Source organism: Nocardia sp. NPDC047038 (assembly GCF_040644075.1).
GTDB classification, from domain to species: Bacteria; Actinomycetota; Actinomycetes; order Mycobacteriales; family Mycobacteriaceae; genus Nocardia; species Nocardia sichangensis.
Genome location: NZ_JBEYVQ010000009.1, coordinates 1 through 16,409, shown reverse-complemented (window position 1 = coordinate 16,409; position 16,409 = coordinate 1). Strand labels below are relative to the sequence as shown.

At 70.7% G+C, this 16,409-nt stretch carries 11 protein-coding genes and 1 pseudogene; 4 read left to right on the top strand and 8 right to left on the bottom strand.

Features of this window, described 5'->3' with window-relative positions; genetic code table 11:
* Window positions 1-42 precede the first annotated feature (42 nt).
* Window positions 43-687, bottom strand: coding sequence for a TetR/AcrR family transcriptional regulator (locus ABZ824_RS26365; protein ID WP_356965982.1), 645 nt, complete (start codon window positions 685-687; stop codon window positions 43-45).
* Between the two features lie 169 nt (window positions 688-856).
* Here ABZ824_RS26365 and ABZ824_RS26360 point away from each other — a divergent pair, with 169 nt between their 5' ends.
* Window positions 857-2,269 (top strand): FAD-dependent monooxygenase, encoded by a 1,413-nt coding sequence (locus ABZ824_RS26360; protein ID WP_356965980.1) that lies wholly within the window; start codon window positions 857-859, stop codon window positions 2,267-2,269.
* Window positions 2,262-4,052, top strand: coding sequence for an FAD-dependent oxidoreductase (locus ABZ824_RS26355; RefSeq protein WP_356965979.1), 1,791 nt, complete (start codon window positions 2,262-2,264; stop codon window positions 4,050-4,052). Before ABZ824_RS26360 ends, ABZ824_RS26355 begins: the two co-directional genes overlap by 8 nt.
* A 51-nt stretch (window positions 4,053-4,103) precedes the next feature.
* Here ABZ824_RS26355 and ABZ824_RS26350 read toward each other — a convergent pair whose 3' ends face one another.
* The gene (locus tag ABZ824_RS26350; protein ID WP_355080531.1) at window positions 4,104-4,883 is read right to left on the bottom strand and encodes an alpha/beta hydrolase; all 780 of its coding nucleotides are present in this window, start codon (window positions 4,881-4,883) and stop codon (window positions 4,104-4,106) included.
* Between the two features lie 217 nt (window positions 4,884-5,100).
* Window positions 5,101-5,514 carry a hypothetical protein gene (locus tag ABZ824_RS26345; RefSeq protein WP_355080529.1) on the bottom strand — a complete coding sequence of 138 codons (414 nt, stop codon included), beginning with the start codon at window positions 5,512-5,514 and terminating at the stop codon, window positions 5,101-5,103.
* Window positions 5,515-5,735: 221 nt separating this feature from the next.
* On the opposite strand from ABZ824_RS26345, the gene ABZ824_RS26340 reads away from it, so the two are divergent.
* Window positions 5,736-8,348: a LuxR C-terminal-related transcriptional regulator gene (locus ABZ824_RS26340; protein ID WP_356965976.1), complete on the top strand. Its 2,613-nt coding sequence runs from the start codon at window positions 5,736-5,738 to the stop codon at window positions 8,346-8,348.
* 57 nt (window positions 8,349-8,405) lie between these two features.
* Entirely contained in the window at window positions 8,406-10,061 is a 1,656-nt protein-coding gene (locus ABZ824_RS26335; RefSeq protein WP_356965974.1) for an alkaline phosphatase D family protein, read from the top strand.
* A 16-nt stretch (window positions 10,062-10,077) separates the two neighbouring features.
* Here the strand turns inward: ABZ824_RS26335 and ABZ824_RS26330 are convergent, their stop codons facing one another.
* From ABZ824_RS26330 to ABZ824_RS26310, 5 genes and pseudogenes are all read right to left on the bottom strand, one after another.
* Window positions 10,078-11,220: a metallophosphoesterase gene (locus tag ABZ824_RS26330; RefSeq protein WP_356965973.1), complete on the bottom strand. Its 1,143-nt coding sequence runs from the start codon at window positions 11,218-11,220 to the stop codon at window positions 10,078-10,080.
* A 76-nt stretch (window positions 11,221-11,296) separates the two neighbouring features.
* Window positions 11,297-12,538: a tryptophan synthase subunit beta gene (gene trpB, locus ABZ824_RS26325; protein ID WP_356965971.1), complete on the bottom strand. Its 1,242-nt coding sequence runs from the start codon at window positions 12,536-12,538 to the stop codon at window positions 11,297-11,299.
* A gap of 167 nt (window positions 12,539-12,705) precedes the next feature.
* Complete coding sequence (locus tag ABZ824_RS26320; RefSeq protein WP_356965969.1) at window positions 12,706-13,929, bottom strand: serine hydrolase; 1,224 nt, start codon at window positions 13,927-13,929, stop codon at window positions 12,706-12,708.
* 70 nt (window positions 13,930-13,999) lie between these two features.
* Window positions 14,000-15,220, bottom strand: a complete 1,221-nt coding sequence (locus ABZ824_RS26315; RefSeq protein WP_356965967.1) for a hypothetical protein — start codon at window positions 15,218-15,220, stop codon at window positions 14,000-14,002.
* Window positions 15,221-15,742: 522 nt separating this feature from the next.
* Window positions 15,743-16,409 (bottom strand): annotated as a pseudogene (locus ABZ824_RS26310) (lytic transglycosylase); the annotation flags it as partial.

The window sequence follows — 16,409 nt, the reverse complement described above, 5'->3', positions numbered from 1 at the left end:
GCGACTGTAGCAATGGGACCGCTTGTGCCGCCGAGTGATCCGTCAGGAGGACGGTGCGTCGCCGTATACGGTCAACCAGATGGCGCGGCCCAGCGCCTCCGCCAGTGCGTCGTCGGTGACTCCCGATCCGGACGAGAAGCTCGCCGCGATCGCCCGCTCGACCATCGAGGTGAGCACGATGGCGGTGGCCTGCGGGTCGATCGCCGGGCTGATCCGGCCCTCGGCCAGGTCGGTCTCCAATCGCGATCGCACCACTCGCACGAACTCGGCGACCCGCCCGCGCCAATACGCGCCGACGTCACGGTCATAGGCGGCCACCTCGCTCAGCGCCAGCAGCAGGGAGCGGTGCTCGCGGAAGCCCGCGATCATGGTTCGCACGGCAGCCACCACACCGGCCTGCCGCCCGCTGTGCTCGGCGAGCCACCAGCGCTCGGCGGCCTCGAACAGATCGGCCGTGGCCAATTCTGCCATCCTGATCAGCAGCTGACTCTTGTCCGGGAAGTACCGGTAGAACGTCGAGCGGGCCGACTGCGACGCGGCGGCGATCCGGTGGACGGCGATCTCGGTGTAGGGCGTGCCATCGGCGAGCAACTCCTCCACCGCGGCGAGGACACGTCGTTCGAATTCCGCGCGCCGGTCGTCGACCGGTTTCCGCGCGCTTCTGGGGACTCGGGTCAGCGAGGGCATCCGGCTCCTCTCTGCGGCGCGGCGGCCGCCTTACTCGGCTGTGCCGGTCGGGTGCGTCCCACCATGGCGTCCATTCTGCCGACACGGCACCGATATTGACATTCGGGCACCCACGGCTCACGATCGATCGGACACAGTGTCCGAGACTATGCGACCGAGGTGTTCGGGGATGCGCGGATCCTCCTCTCCGGCAATCGAGTACACCGACGTGGTGGTGGTCGGCGCGCGCTGCTCGGGCTCCGCGGCCGCCATCGCGTTCGCCACGGCAGGGCGGGACGTCGTCGCGCTGGACTCGGCGCGCTTTCCGTCCGACACCCTTTCGACACACCTGCTGTGGCCCGCGGGCCTGGCCGAACTGCGCCGCGTGGGCGCTCTCGAGCGCGTCCTTCGGCTCGGCGCGCCCCCGCTGACCACGGCCTTCGCCGATGGTGACGGCCTTCAGGTCCGGTCGTCGTTCACACCGGTGGACGGCATCGGCCACGCGATGTGCGTGCGGCGGACCGGATTGGACGCCGCGCTGGTGGCGACCGCCGTCGCGGCCGGAGCGCGGATCCGAGAGGGCGTCCGGGTCACCGACCTGGTGTGGTCCGGCGGTCGCTGCGTCGGCGTCCGCTACACCGAAGCCGGTGGCGTGCACGAGGTGCGCGCCCGCTTGATCGTCGGGGCGGACGGCCGCCGCAGTACGGTGGCCCGGCTCGTCGGCGCCGCCCCGCCCCGGTTGTCCGCACCGAGCGGGCGGGACTGCTACTTCGCGTACTGGCACGACGGCGCGACCGACCAGCGGCACGTCGCCGCGCAATGGCGTTGCGGTCCCGACCTCGGCACCGCGTTCCCCTGCGACGACGGTCTGCTGCTCAGCCTGGTCCAACCGCCCGCGCAGCCTCCCGAGCCGGGCGCCGGTCGGGCCGAGCTCCGGTATCAGGAGGCCATCGACCGACTACCGGGTCTTGGGCTGCGGCTGCGCGACTGCCGCAGAGTCGGGCGGGTGCGTGCGGCCACCGGCCTGGCGTCCTACTTCCGGCGCTCGACGGGGCCGGGCTGGGCGCTGCCGGGTGACGCGGGCCATTTCAAGGACCCGGTGACCGCGCAGGGCATACGCGACGCCTTGCGCTACGGCCGGTTGCTCGGCGAACTCGCCGCACCCGCCCTCGACGACACCGCGCGTCTCGACACCGTCCTGACCGCGTGGGAACAGCTACGCGATCGCGAGTGCCTAGGCGTCTACCAATGGACCAACCGCCTGGCCAGGGGCACGGCGATGCGCCCGCTGGAGTTCGAGCTCTACCGCAAGGCCGCCGGCGACCCCGTGCTGGCCGACCGGGTCACCGAAGTCTTCTCCCGCACCGTCGAACCGAAGGACGTCTTCACTCCCGCACGCGCCGCAGCGTTCGCGGCGGGAGCGCTGCGCGACTCGTGGCGGGCACCGTGGCCCGTCCTCGCCGACCTGGTCGGCGAATGCCGCGACACGGTCTCCGAACGAAGGGAAGCCCGGGCCTTCACCAGCACCGGGCCCGCCGACGCCATCCCGTCCCGGCCGCCGCAAGACAGTCTCGCGGCATCTTCAGGAGATCGACATGCATGACCCGCGCCCTCGGCCGACCCTGGACCTCACCCGCCGCGACCTGCTGCGCGGCGCGCTCGCGGCCGGAGTATCCATCGCCGCCGCCCCCGCCCACGCCGCACCACCGGGAGTACACCGAACGCCAGGACTACGCACCGGCGGAAAGTCGGTCGCGGTCCTGGGCGGCGGGGTCGCCGGGCTCTCGGCGGCACACGAACTGATCGAACGCGGCTACGAGGTCACCGTGTACGAACCGGCATTCCTCGGCGGCAAGGCACGCAGTATGGGCGTGCCGGGCACCGGCGCCGACGGCCGCGCGGACCTGCCCGGCGAGCACGGCTTCCGGTTCTTCCCCGGCTGCTATCAGAATCTTCCGGACACCATGCGCCGAATTCCGTTCCCCGGCAATGCCGATGGCGTGGCGGGCAACCTGGTTCGCGTCGAGGGTACGGTCGCGGGATTCCGCGGCAGGCCGCCACTGTTCGCGCCGGTCGATTTCGGGGGCATCGACCAGCTCACACCACAGCGCATACAGAACACGCTGATCGGCGCCTTCGGCTTCATTCCCGAACTGCCCCCGGCCGAACTGGCGTTCTTCGCCAAACAGATGGCCGTCTGGTTCACCTCGTGCACCGAACGGCGGTTCGGGCAATGGGAATACGTGACGTGGGAACAGATCCTGCGCGCCGAGGGCAAGTCGGCGGCCTACCGCGAATATCTCGTCAGCGCCCTCACCCGCATCACCGTCGCGGCCAAACCCCAGTCGAGTTCGGCCCGCACGATCGGCACCATCGGGGAGGCCCTGGTCCTGGCGGGAACCGGGGCGATCCCGCAATACTCCGCCGGTATCGACCGTATTCTCAACCGCCCCACCAACGAAGCCTGGATCGATCCGTGGGTGACGCACCTGCGGTCGCGGGGCGTGCGATTCGTGCTGGGGCAGCGGGCGAGGCGGTTGGAGCTGCGAGACGGCCGGATCGCCTCGGCAATCGTCACCGATCCCAGCGGCCGCTCCAGCGCGGTCACCGCGGACTGGTATCTGTGCGCGATGCCGGTGGACAAGGCGGTCGCGCTACTGAGCGACGAGATCATCGACGCCGACCCGCATCTGGCGGGCATGCGCGAACTCCGGACCGATTGGATGGTCGGCATCCAGTACTACCTCTCCCGCCCGACCGAATTGCCGGAAGGCCACATCGCCGCGCTCGGCTCGCCGTGGGCGCTCACCGCCTTGCGTCAAGCGCCGATGTGGGTAGGCGACTTCGCCGCCCGGTACGGCGACGGCACCGTGCGGGAATGCCTTTCGGTGGACATCTCCGACTGGGACTCCCCCGGCATCCGCTTCCACCGAACGGCCAAACAGTGCACCGCCGCCGAGATCGCCGAAGAGGTGTGGGCACAGCTGAGCGAATGGCTCAACACCGGCACGGGCTGGCTGCGTCCCGAGGACATCCGCTCCTGGCATCTGGACCCCGGAGTCAGCTGGACCGCGAGCGGCATCCACAACGAAACCCCACTGCTGGTCAACACCGTCGGCTCCTACGACCACCGCCCGGAGGCCCGCTGCGCTGTGCCGAACCTCTTCTTCGGCGGCGACCACGTGCGCAACAACATCGACCTCGCCACCATGGAGGGCGCCAACGAATCCGGCCGCGCCGCCACGAACGCGATCCTCGATGCCGCCGACGATCCCGCGCCCCGCGTCCCGGTCTTTCCCTTGGTGTCCCTGCCGGTCTTCGACCCGTGGAAACGCATCGACGCCGACCGCTACCGCGCCGGACTGCCGCACCTGCTCGACGTGTGAGCGGCCCGCTCCCATGGAGCCTGAGCCGCGGCCGCGCGAATCAGGGCAGCCCTAGGATGCCTCGGCGGCGGTCATGCTCGTGGTGGTCAGGATCGTCTGTGCGACCAGCTCGGGGTCGTCGATCATCGGAACGTGACCGGTGTCCGGCAGAACGGAGAACGCGGCCTCGGGCAGCCGCGCCCGCGCGATCGGTAAGTGGACCTGCGCGGGCAGCACACGATCGTGCTCCGACCAGGCCACCGTGATCGGGCACGGCAACGGGTCCAGCGCGGCGATCTGTTCGTCGGTGCCGAGCAGATCGGCGGTGACGGTGCAGCCGAGCAGGTCTCGGAGGAACGTCATGGCCTGCGCCGCGCAGGCGCGATCACCGTGGACGGCGATGTTGCGCAACGCCGTTCGCCGCACCACCGCGCTGCGCAGGCCCACCGGGGCGAGGAAACCGAGCAGCCGCCCGGTGCTCACCTCGCGGGCGATGCGGCGGGTCGCGGCCGAACGGCTTCGGTCCCCGGCTTCCCAGAAGCCCGCGGGCGAGAGCGCGCAGACGGTCTCGGCTCGCCCGCGCCGGGCCAATTCGATGGCCATCCAGCCGCCCAGCGAATTACCCGCGACGTGTACCCGGCGCAGTCCGAGCCCGTCCAGCCGCCGTTCGATGTCGTCCACCAAGTGCTCGACCCGCGCCGGACGCCGCAGGGCCTGCGGTCCGCCCCGATGCCCGACCGCGGTCGGCGTGATCACCTCGTGCCGCGCGGCGAGCAAGGGTGTGACGTCGTCCCACACCCGTTCGGACATCGTGACACCGTGCAGGAGAACGAGCGGGGGCTTGCTGGGCATTGGCGTCCCTTCGAATTCGTAGTGCGGTCTCGAAGGTGGATACCACAACCTCACCTATGGGGGCAGCGGAAACCCCGACTTCACCGGGCGATCGCCGGAGTTTGCTCTCCGCAACGCTGCTCGCCGAGCGGGTATCGCCGCCACCCCCGTCCCACCCACACCGGCGGACCACGATTCCCGCACGCCGGAGTAGTGACATGCCACAATGTTCGCCCGGTCAGACGGCTTCCGGACGCCAGGTGGCGACCGCCCAGATCACGACGATGTTCAGCGCGATCACCAGGATCGACCACGCCGGGTAGTACGGCAGCCACAGGAAGTTCGCGATGATCGACAGCGCGGCCAGGCAGATCGCCACCACCCGCGCCCAAGTCGCACCGGTCATCAAGCCCAGCGCCGCGATGACCAGGAGGATGCCGAGCACGATGTGGATCCAGCCCCACGTCGTAGTGTCGAACTTGTAGACGTAGTCGGCGCCGACGACGATGAGTTCGTCCTCGGCGACGGCGGAGATCCCCTCGAAGATCGACAGCACACCGACGGTGAGCAGCAGGATCGCGGCCGCGATGGACGTGCCCGCCGCGATGCCACGGCGAACGGGGTGTGCCTCCGGTTCGGTCATGTGCGTCATCGGTCGCCCCCTTTCTCGGGAAGTAATGGACGCCTTCCGAATCTCCACCAGTCGCCCCGTCCAGCACTTCACCCGTTTCGGATGACTCCGATATTTCGCGTTCGCGCGAAATGAAAGTTCCATAACGACGACACACGATCTGATCGAGCGGACTTCGCACCGGGTATGTTCCGCTACCGAGGCGCGGTAGTGATCTGCCAGCACACGGCCCGGGAGGCACGGTGACCACATCGCACGTCCCCGCTCTACGCCGCATCCCCGCCGCGGCGCGGTCCGCTGCCGAAATACCGGCGTTGCCGTTCACCCCGATTCCCCGGCCCGATCTGTACGCCGCCGCCGACAGCATGTCCGGCACCGGGCACGTACTACTGCTGCGCGCACCCGCCGGGACCGGGAAGTCGGTGCTGGCGGCCGACTGGGCGGCCCGGCACGCCGCGGGCGGATCCGATGTCGCCTGGCTGACCGTCACCGAGCAGCTCGACGACGCGACGTCGCTGTGGACGGTGCTGCACGAGCGGTTCGAGATCGCGACCACGACCGACGCCTGCCCCCCTGCCGCGTACGCCGCGGCGCTCGTCGAGACACTGGCCGCGCGCACGACGCCCACGATCCTCGTGCTCGACGACGCTCATCTGCTCACCGATCCGCTCCTGCTCGCGGGTATCGAATATTTCCTGCACCATGCGCCGCCCACCGTCACGACGATGCTGTGCGCCCGCTCGGCTCCGCCGATCCGCTGGCACGTCCTGGAACTGCACGCGCGGCTGACCCGCTGGGGCGCGGGCGAACTCGCCTTCACCGCGGACGAGATCGACGCGCTGTGCCGCCACCACGGGTGCGAACTCACCGGCGCCGAACTCGATGCGCTCGGCGCCCTGACCCGGGGCTGGGCCGCGCTCGTGCGCATCGCCGCCATCCATCTGGCCGCCGGATCCGACGACCGCGCCGCGGCGCTCGCCGTTCTCGCCCGCCCGGCGCGCGCGGTCACCGATTTCCTGCTCGGGGAACTCGTCGAGGTACTGCCGCCCACGCTGCGCCGGTTCCTCACCTGCACCAGCATTCCCGTCGCGTTCACCGAGCAGCTCGCCGACGAACTCGTGGGCGGCGGTGCGGGGCACTCGCTGCACGAACTCGACCTGATCGGCTTCCCGATCGACTCGGTCGTGCGCGACGGCGACGTCTGGTTCTCCTGTCATCCGCTGGTGCGCGCCTATTTCCTCGCCGAAGCTCGCCGCCTCGGGCCGCACGTGTGCGCGGAACTGCATCGCCGGTCGGCCCGCTGGTTGCGGACCGCGGGGCTGCCCGAGACCGCGCTGCCGCATCAGCTCGCGGGCGCCGACCACGAGCAACTGTGCGAATTCTTGTCGGCGTGCGCGCTGCGCATGGTTCTCGACGGCACGGGCCGGACGCTGTTCGATCATCTGGCCCGTTCGGCGCCGGCGTTGCTCGACGACCCCTTTCTCTGGCTGGTGCGCGTCGTCGACGCTCTCGTCGCGGGCAGCGCGGCCGCCGCGGTGGCGTGCCTGGACACCGCGGCGGCGCGGCGCGCGGCCAAGGCCTCCTTCGCCGACGCGAAGCGGCTGGACGCGCTCACCCTCGCCGCGACCATCGACGTCGCGGCGACCACCGGGGCGGTGCTGCCCGAGTCTCCGGAGGACGTCGCGCCGACCGGCGATCCCGATCTCGACGCGTACACCGAGATCCAGATCGCCACCGCCTTCGTCGCGGGCGGCGCGGTCACGCGCGGAGAACAGTTGCTGCACTCCGGGCTCGCGCTGGCCGAGCACGCGGGGCGCCCTCGCCTGGTGCTGCGTGCGCTGACCCGGCTGGCGTTCGCCGCCGACGCCGTCGACGCCGCCACCGCGATGCGGGACCGCGCGGCGCGCGCGCTGGCGATCGCGGAGGAACACGGGCTGCTGGAGACCACCGACGCCGTCCAGGCGACCGCCGTGGCCGCCTACGGCGCCTACCTGCAAGGCGAGACGGCGGGCGCGGCGCAGATCGCGTCGGTGCTCACCGAGCGGGTCGACCACGACGGATCCCACGGTCCGGTCGCGGGATGGCGCGCGCACGTCGTGGGCCGCCTGCTCGACCTCGAGCGAGCCGAGGAGCAGTCGGCCGCGGTCGACGCGCTGCGCCGCAGCCTGCTCGTCCTGCTCGAGCACAAGGCGGTGCCCGCGGCGACCGGCAGCCTGATCCTGCCGGTGGTGTGGGCGCTGCTGCGCGTGCACGATGCCAGGACGGCGCAACTGCTGGTCGAACGCGCCCGCGGTATCGTCGGCGAACTGCCCGAGGTGCGGTTGGCCGATGCGGCACTGCACGCCGCGGCCGATCGTCGCAAGGCGACCTGCGCGGTGCTCGAACCACTGCTGGACCGCGCGGGCGAGCTGCGTCCGGTCAGCGCGGTCACCGGGTGGCTGCTCTACTCCGCGGCACAGCACGAGTCCCGCGCTCCGGCCAAAGCCCTCGCCGCACTGGAGAACGCGCTGGGTTCCGCGACGCCGCACCGGCTGCTGCGGCCGTTCCTCGACGTGCCCGCCGCGATGCCCTTGCTGGACAGCTACGCGGGCCGTCTCGGCCGGGCGGAGAGCTTCGCGGAGTCGATCCGCCGTCATCCCGCGGCGCGGCGCCGGCCTGCCTACCCCGCCTTGACCCACACCGAGATGACCGTGCTCAAGCAGTTGCCCTCCGGTCGCACCGCCCAGCAGATCGCCGAGGACCTCGGCGTCTCGGTCAACACCGTGAAGACCCACCTGCGCGGCATCTACGGCAAGCTGGGCACCAATTCCCGCGTCGACGCGCTGCATCACGCTCGCCGCGGCGGCCTGCTCTGACGCCGCATCCGCTCGCGCGACGCCTTCCCGTCGCCGTACGCGGCTTTACGCTGATGTATGGCCCTCTCACGTCGGGAACTGTTCCGATTCGGCGCCGCGGGGTCTGCCGCGGTCCTGGCGGGCACCGCAGCGGCGGGTAGTGCCCGATTTCCGGCCCCGCGCCGGCTCGGCGATCCGTTCTCGCTCGGCGTCGCGTCCGGCGATCCCGCCCCCGACGGTGTGGTGCTGTGGACGCGGCTGGCCCCTGACCCGCTGGCGCCCGACGGCATCGGCGGCATGCCGCTGCAGCCGGTCACGGTCGACTACGAGGTCGCCGACGACGAGTACTTCCGCCGCGTGGTGGCACGTGGATCGGCGGTGGCCACTCGCGCACTCGGCCACAGCGTGCATCCGGAGGTGCACGGGCTGACCCCGGATCGCTGGTATTTCTACCGGTTCCGGGCGGGGTCGGCCGTGTCGCCGGTAGGACGGACCCGCACCGCCCCTGCGCCCGGCCAGGCCCTGGCGCGGCTGCGCTTCGCTTTCGCCTCCTGCCAGTCCTGGAGTTCCGGCTACTACACCGCCTACGAGCACATGAGCCGGGAAGACCTGGATCTGGTCGTGCATCTGGGCGACTACATCTACGAGCGGGCCTGGCTGCGTGGGCGGGCGGGCGTCACGATGGGTCCCCACTTTCGCGACGAAGCCGTCGACCTGCCCGGCTATCGGCTGCGCTACGCGCTCTACAAATCCGAGCAACCGCTGCGCGCCGCGCACGCCGCGTTCCCGTGGCTGGTCACCATGGACGACCACGAGGTCGACAACAACTGGGCCGGTGACGCGCCCGGCATCGGCCTCGACATCTGGCGGCTGCCCGCCCTGTTCCGCGGGCGCCGCGCCGCCGCCTTCCAGGCCATGTACGAGCACCAGCCGCTGCGCCTGGCGCAGTTACCGTCCGCGGCGGGCATCCGGCTGCATCGCCGTTTCCGGTTCGGCGATCTCGCGGAGATCACCATGCTCGATACCCGCCAGTACCGCACCCCGCAGGCCTGCGGCGGCGCCGTGGTCAGCGGCTGCGCCGAGCGCTTCTCCCCCGACCGCACGATCCTCGGTGCGGCACAACGCGATTGGCTGATCGACGGTCTGACCCACTCCCCGGCTCGCTGGCAGGTCCTCGGTAACCAGGTGGGCATGAGCCAGAACGACTCCGACCCCGGTCCGCGGGTCGCCGTCTCCACCGACGCGTGGGACGGATACGTCGCCGACCGCAACGCGGTGCTGGGCGCCGCCGCGGCGCGCGGCGCCGGAAACCTGGTGGTGATCACCGGCGACCGGCACGAGAACCAGGCCGCCGACCTGCGGCGCGACTACTCCGATCCCGGATCACCGGTTGTGGCGGCGGAATTCACCGGTACCTCGATCACCAGCAACGGCGACGGAGTAGACCTGAGCGACAAGGGCCGCGGTCTGCTCGCGGCGAATCCGGACGTCAAGTTCTTCAACGCCCAGCGTGGGTACGTCCGGGTGGAACTCGATCACCGGTTGTGGCGCAACGACTTTCGTGTTGTGCCCTATGTCCGCTATCCCGGCGCGCCGATCCGTACCCGCGCCAGTTACATCGTCCAGGACGGCATTCCGGGTGTCACCGAGGCGTGGAGTTCCGGCGATTCCCCTGCGCCGCCGTCGGCACCCGATGCCGTCAGCCGCGCCGACGCCGAGCCCGGCCCGCGCTGACCCGGCGCCCCGGGGTTCACCCGGTCGCCGACTCCGCACGCAGGATCAGCACGGTGATCTCGCTCGGGGCGAACACCCGCAGCTGCGGACCCCAGAATCCCGTGCCCCGGCTGGTGTAGAGCTGAGTGCGCTCGCCGTGGCGGCTGAGCCCGGCCACGACGGGCTGCTCGAGGCGAACCAGATAGTGGAACGGCCAGATCTGGCCGCCGTGGGTGTGGCCGGAGATCTGCAACGCCACTCCCGCGGCCGCGGCCTCCGCGACCTGCCTGGGCTGGTGGGCGAGCAAGACGACCGGAACGTCCGGGTCCGCCCCTGCGAGCGCGGCGGGCAGGTCGGGGCCGTGACCGGTCAAGCCGATGCCGGTCGGGTCGTCGATGCCCGCGATCACCAGGCGGTCGTCGCCGCGGCGCACGACCTCGTGCTGATTGTGCAACGGCTGCCAGCCGAGTGCGGCCATGTGCTCGATCCAGCCCTGCGCGTCACCGAAATACTCGTGATTGCCGGTGATGTAGAACCGGCCGAGTTCGGCCTCGACCTTGCCGAGCGGATCGACCTGCGCGTGCCGCTTCGCCACCGATCCGTCCGCGAGGTCGCCCGCGTGGCAGGCGATGTCGGGCCGTTGCGCGTTGACCACCTCGACCACGCGTTCCGACCAGCGCAGCCGGTTCAGCGCGGCGTAATGGGTGTCGGTCACGACGACCACGCGCAGTCCGTCCAGCGCGGAGCCGAGACCTGGAATCGCGACATCCACCGTGCGTACCCGCGGCACCCGGCGCGCCTCGATCACACCCCACACCACCAGCACCGTCGCGGCCGCGAGCACGCCCGCCGCGACGATCCGCGAGCGAGCTGGGTCGTCCACGCCCGCGACGGTCAATCCCGCGCGCGCCAGATTGCCCAGCACCGACCAGCTGAACAGCACCCACATGACGCCCAGCAAGGTGTCGCCGACGATCGAGGCCGCGTCCGACTGCACGGGCCCGTGGCCGAGATACATCGCCGCGGGCAGGCACGCGAACCCGAGCAGGAACAGTGCCGAACCCAGCCAGAACAGCGGGCCGGATTCGTCGGTGGTCGCCGCAACCAGCGTCCACCAGGGCAGCAGGAACAAGACAGCGGGAATCGCCAGGAACAAGATCAGGCGGGGCACAAACTTCAAGAGGGCTCGTCCTCGTGCGCGGGTGTAGCGCGCGGTCCCTCTCCGGCGCCATGGGCGCTTTCGACCATAGCAGCGGTCATGCGACACCGAGCCGCTCGGCGGCCACGGTGAGATCCTTGTCCCCGCGGCCGGACAGGCACAGCACGATCAGCGAGCCCGCGGGAATCTCACCGCGGTCGGCCATCTCCATCAGGTAGCCCACGGCGTGGGCGGATTCCAATGCCGCGAGGATTCCTTCAGTATGGCTGAGTGCCTGCATGCCGCGCAGCGCCACCGCGTCGGTGGCGGCCCGATAGGTCACCCGGCCGCTGTCCTTCAAATGGCTCAGCTCGGGACCGACACCCGGATAGTCCAGTCCCGCCGCGATGCTGTGCGTCCGCGCGATCTGGCCGTCCTCGTCCTGCAGCAGATAGCTGTAGGAGCCGTCGATCTCACCCGGACTGCCCATGCAGAGGGTCGCCGCGTGCTCGCCGGTGTCCACCCCCCGCCCGGCCGCTTCGACGCCGATCAGCCGCACCTGTGGGTCGTCGGCGAACGGATGGAAGACCCCGATCGCATTGCTGCCGCCGCCGACACAGGCCAGGACGTAATCGGGCAGCCTGCCCTCGACGCGCGCGATCTGGTTCCTGGTCTCCGTGCCGATCACCGTTTGGAAATCCCGCACGATCCGCGGGTACGGCGCGGGCCCAGCCGCGGTGCCGAACAGGTAGTGGGTGGTGTCCACGGTGGACACCCAGTCGCGGACCGACTCGCTGATCGCCTCCTTCAGTCTGCGCGAACCGATGTCGACCGGCCGCACCTCGGCGCCGAGCAGCCGCATCCGCATCACGTTCGACGCCTGGCGGCGCATGTCCTCGGTTCCCATGTAGACCACACAGGTCAATCCGAGCATCGCCGACACCGTCGCCACCGCGACGCCGTGCTGCCCCGCGCCGGTCTCGGCGACGATCCGCTTCTTGCCCATCCGCCGGGCCAGCAACGCCTGCCCGATGGCGTTGTTGATCTTGTGGGCGCCCGTGTGGGCCATGTCCTCGCGCTTGAGATACACGCGGGCGCCCGGCACACCCAGCAACTCTCCGAAGCGCCGTACCTGATGCAGCAGCGTGGGCCGACCGACCCGGTCCCGCAACAATTCTCGATACTCGGCCAGGAACCCGGGGTCTTCTCGCGCGAGGCGATAGGCGTCCTCCAGATCCAGCAGCGCGGCCATCAGGCCCTCGGGGACGAATCTGCCGCCGAACACGCCGAACCGCCCGCGTTCGTCGGGGAACTTCTCGTGCCGGGATGCGCTCACCGCCACGTCAAGGTCAATCCTCATCAACACCAACGCTTTCACCGCCAAAGAGCCGACGGGTCAGTCTGTTCCGCTAGCGCTAGCACAACCCGACGGGTTGGCAACAAGCGAGTTAACAGACTAAATCGTTCGGATGGCTAAGGCTTCTCACTGGTGGAGGCGATCGGCGCGGGTGGGCGCCCGGTGCTTGGCTACCGGTCGGCAGGCACGGTGGCGGAGATCTGAGCGACCAGCTGCCACGGCCGCTCGGTGTCGGTGGTGGCCTTGCCGCTGGTGAGGATCGCCCCGGACAGCCCACGAGCCGGATCAGCCCACCCGTACTGGGTGGTCAATCCGCTGCGCCCGAAGTGCGACCCGGTGTCGCGGCCGAATTTCGACCTGCGCCCGCCGAGTTCGAATCCCGCCCTGCTGACACGTCCGGCGACACCAGGTATCCAGCGAGCCGGGCGCACCGCCTCGGCCAAGGTCTCCGGCCTGATGATGCGCCGTCCGTCCGGTGCGCCGCGTGTGAGGATCTCGTAGAACCGCGACAACTCCGACGCGGTGGTGATCAGATTGCCCGACGGCAGCTCGGCGGTGAGGAAGGCGTCGGTCGCCGAGCGCGACGCCCGGTCCATTCGTCCGCCGATGGCCTTGCTCGCCAGAAAGGTCGCCGTGCGCGACGGAGCCGGACCGGTTTTCACGCTCGGCACGACTTTGCCGACGTCCTCGGGTCGCACACCGAAATTGGTCCAGCGGAAATCGAACGGCTCGAGCACCTGCTCGGCGAGATGGTCCCGCATCCGCTTGCCGGTGGCGCGCTGCACCAGCAGCCGCAGGATCAACCCGATGGTCAGCGCGTGGTACACGCGGAACCGTCCCGGCTTCCAACTCGGGACCAGGTCGGCCAGCCCACGCACGGCCAGTTCCTCGTCGAGTACCAGATCGACGCCTTGATACGGCGGTGTGACGAAGGGGATCCCGGCGGAGTGCGAAAGTACGTCACCGATCGTGATGGCGGCCTTGCCGTTCGACGCGAACTCGGGAATGTAGCCGGACACCGGCTCGTCGAGGGTGAACGCCCCCTGCTCGACGAGCATGAACATCAGCGCTCCGGCAACGCCCTTCGCGGTCGAGAAGCCGCAGAACGGCGTGTCCGGGGTAGCCGGGATCTTGACCGCGTCCGGCCCGTCGCCCGGCGCGTTGCCCCAGCCGTGCCCGATGGCGCGATTCAGGACGATCCTGCCCTCGCGGCGCAGGCAGACCTGGATCGCCGGAGTCGTGCCCAAGCGGTACCACGCCTGCACCGACGCCCACAGCGCCTCCACGTCGGCGCGGCCGATCCCGGTCGCCGCGGGATCGTCTTCAGGGCCTCGGGTCGTCACGGCCTCCAGGTCGTCGACGATCGCCACCGATCCCGCCGTTGGTGCGCTCACCCGGCCAGCTTATCGACCGGCCGCGGGTGCCGCCGCCCCGCCGATCACGGCGGCGGCACACCGATCGGGGTCAGCGGCCGTTCAGCCAGCTCTCCTTCAGCTTCGCGTGGTTGTCCCACCAGGCCTGAACCGCTGCCGGGTCGGCGTTCCAGGGTGGCGGTGGCGACTCGCCCGGGAACAGGAAGGTGTCGTTGGGGGCGGCGGCGGTCGTCGGTTCGGGGTATTCCGTCGTGGTGCGCGGGTGCGGCGGCGGCTGCTGCTCGGCCGGCGGCGGTTCGGGGCCAGGGGGCACCGGCAGAGGCAGTTGAGCCTGCGCGTTCGCGGGACGCGGCGCCGGCGGCTCAGGATACGGCTCCGGGGTGGCCGCCGCCTCCGGAACGATGGACACGGGCGCCCGCTCCGCCGCCGGCGTCGGGGTCGCGAGCGCTGGATTCGGGTCGACGGGCTGGGGGGCGGTAAGGGACGCCTCCGCGGGGCCGCCGATCTCGGCGTCGGCCGGACGGTCCTCCCGCGCCTGCGCGACCGCGATCGCGGCTCCGCCCAGCAGTGCGGCGACGGCGGCCCCGGCGAGGATGACTCGGCCGCCATGCCTGCGATCGGCCACTGCCGGTTCCGCCGCGCGCCGGAACGGAGCTGCGGCGACCAAGGCCGCACCGTAAGCGGCGGCGTTGGCGTGGTCGGGCACCACGATGACCGGGGCGTCGAGCCCGGTCCGCAGCGCGGAGACCACGTCCGGATCTCCCGCCGACGCGCCGCACAGCACCACGGCGTCGGGCCGCAGCGCGGCCGCCTCCAGGGCGGGCCTGATCCGGTCGACCGCCGAATCCGCGCTCTCGGCGTCGACGACACCGGACGACCATGTGCCGGAAACCAGGATCTCGCCCCGATTCGGCCCGGCCACGAGATACGACGTGTGGTATCCGACGACCTCCGATACCAGCAACGTGTCGTACTCGCCGAGGCCCGGCATCTCCTCGAGCAGCGCGAGCAGCGCTGTCTTGGTCGACACCAGCGACGACGATCGCCACGCGGCCGACGAAAGTTGCGAGACGATTGCCCGCCGTTCGGCAACGGTGCGGTACGCGACCGCGACGTCATCGATTTCGGTGCGCGATCCCGCGGCGGACGTCAACGCGTCCAGCGTGGCGGCCACCGAGGCGGCGGTGGAGTGCTCGACCGGCTGTTCGATCTCGCGCAGCACGGCCGGGCGAGTGCCTCGTCGCGCCGTCGACGAGACCATCACACCGCGCACCACCGCCTGCTCCGCTGATATTCCGACTGTGGCCCTCATGAGATCACCTCTGCTCGACCGGTCTCGGTAAAGGTTCGTCACCGCGGCCGCCGGCGATCGGCTCCGGTCGGTGCACCGGACCACCCGTTCGCCGAGCGCCCACCGCACGAAATGGCGTCCGCGAAGACCGCTGGTCTCTTGGGCGCCGCTGGTAGATGCCACGCGATAGCTACCGACCACAATACGTTGGTTGACGCAGTCCGGATACGCCTTTGCGGCAGCGTCGTGCACTCTCGCGCTTGCGGCCGCCTTCGAGTGCGTGCGATCTCTTACCGAAGTAGGCTCCCGCCGTCGGGCGAACCATGATCCGGCCCAGCCGGACGCAATGTTCGAAGAACTCCTTCAGGCGCTCGGCGACTGCGCCCACACTCGGATCGGATTTTGCGCATCCCGCCGGCGAGCAAGCCGGGCGCAATGGGCCTGCGGCCGATGCCGCCGTTCATCCTCAGGACTACCGCCGTGACACCACGCAGGCGGCATAGCGGCAGCGGATGCGAGCAGGTCGGTGTGTCGGGCAAGGGGTCAGCCAACCGGAGGCGGCGGGGGCGGCCCGGGCAGTGGGATGACGATGCCGAAGGGCAGGGTGATCCCGGGCTGCGGCGTGGGTGTCGACCCCGCGTCGGGCACCGGTTCGGGTTCGGGTTCTGGTTCCGGCGCGGGCGGTGTGGTGATGGCAGGTTCGGGGTTGCGTGGTGCGCCGTCCCGCCGCGGAGCGTCGGGCGCGGGGCCCGTGGCGGTGTCTGGTCCGGGTTGCGTGCAGTCGACAGCTTCGGCACCGGCAGCTTGCGGAATGCCTTCGGCCTCGGCACTGTTCACGTCCGGGTCGGGGAGCTGCCCGGGGGCCGCGCCGTACCGTTGCCCCGGCGCCAAAGGGATGCGCCCCGTGCCGGGCTGTCCCGGTTGCGGCATCGGAGCAGGAACCGGTTGCGCGACACAGGGATTCACCGGCGGCGGAGGCGGGCAGAAGATCCCGCACGGGATCGGCGGCAAACCGGGAAGCGTGATCATCACCTGCGTCGGCGCGTACTGCCGCTGCGGCGGCGCCGACGTCTGCGGCGTCACTTCCGGCGGCTGCACCATCGTGGTGACCGCGGTCATGTCCGTGCCCGGCCCCACCGGCGGCAACGACCCCGGCGCCACCAGATCCGGCGACACCCGCACCTGCGTCGGCGAACCACCCGACCGATAC

Excerpts from the sequence above, each read along its gene's own strand:
- trpB (WP_356965971.1), bottom strand. The coding sequence starts at position 12,538 with ATGAGGATTGACCTTGACGTGGCGGTGAGCGCATCCCGGCACGAGAAG.
- ABZ824_RS26355 (WP_356965979.1), top strand. The coding sequence starts at position 2,262 with ATGCATGACCCGCGCCCTCGGCCGACCCTGGACCTCACCCGCCGCGAC.
- ABZ824_RS26315 (WP_356965967.1), bottom strand. The coding sequence starts at position 15,220 with ATGAGGGCCACAGTCGGAATATCAGCGGAGCAGGCGGTGGTGCGCGGT.
- ABZ824_RS26345 (WP_355080529.1), bottom strand. The coding sequence starts at position 5,514 with ATGACGCACATGACCGAACCGGAGGCACACCCCGTTCGCCGTGGCATC.
- ABZ824_RS26335 (WP_356965974.1), top strand. The coding sequence starts at position 8,406 with ATGGCCCTCTCACGTCGGGAACTGTTCCGATTCGGCGCCGCGGGGTCT.
- ABZ824_RS26360 (WP_356965980.1), top strand. The coding sequence starts at position 857 with ATGCGCGGATCCTCCTCTCCGGCAATCGAGTACACCGACGTGGTGGTG.
- ABZ824_RS26365 (WP_356965982.1), bottom strand. The coding sequence starts at position 687 with ATGCCCTCGCTGACCCGAGTCCCCAGAAGCGCGCGGAAACCGGTCGAC.
- ABZ824_RS26350 (WP_355080531.1), bottom strand. The coding sequence starts at position 4,883 with ATGCCCAGCAAGCCCCCGCTCGTTCTCCTGCACGGTGTCACGATGTCC.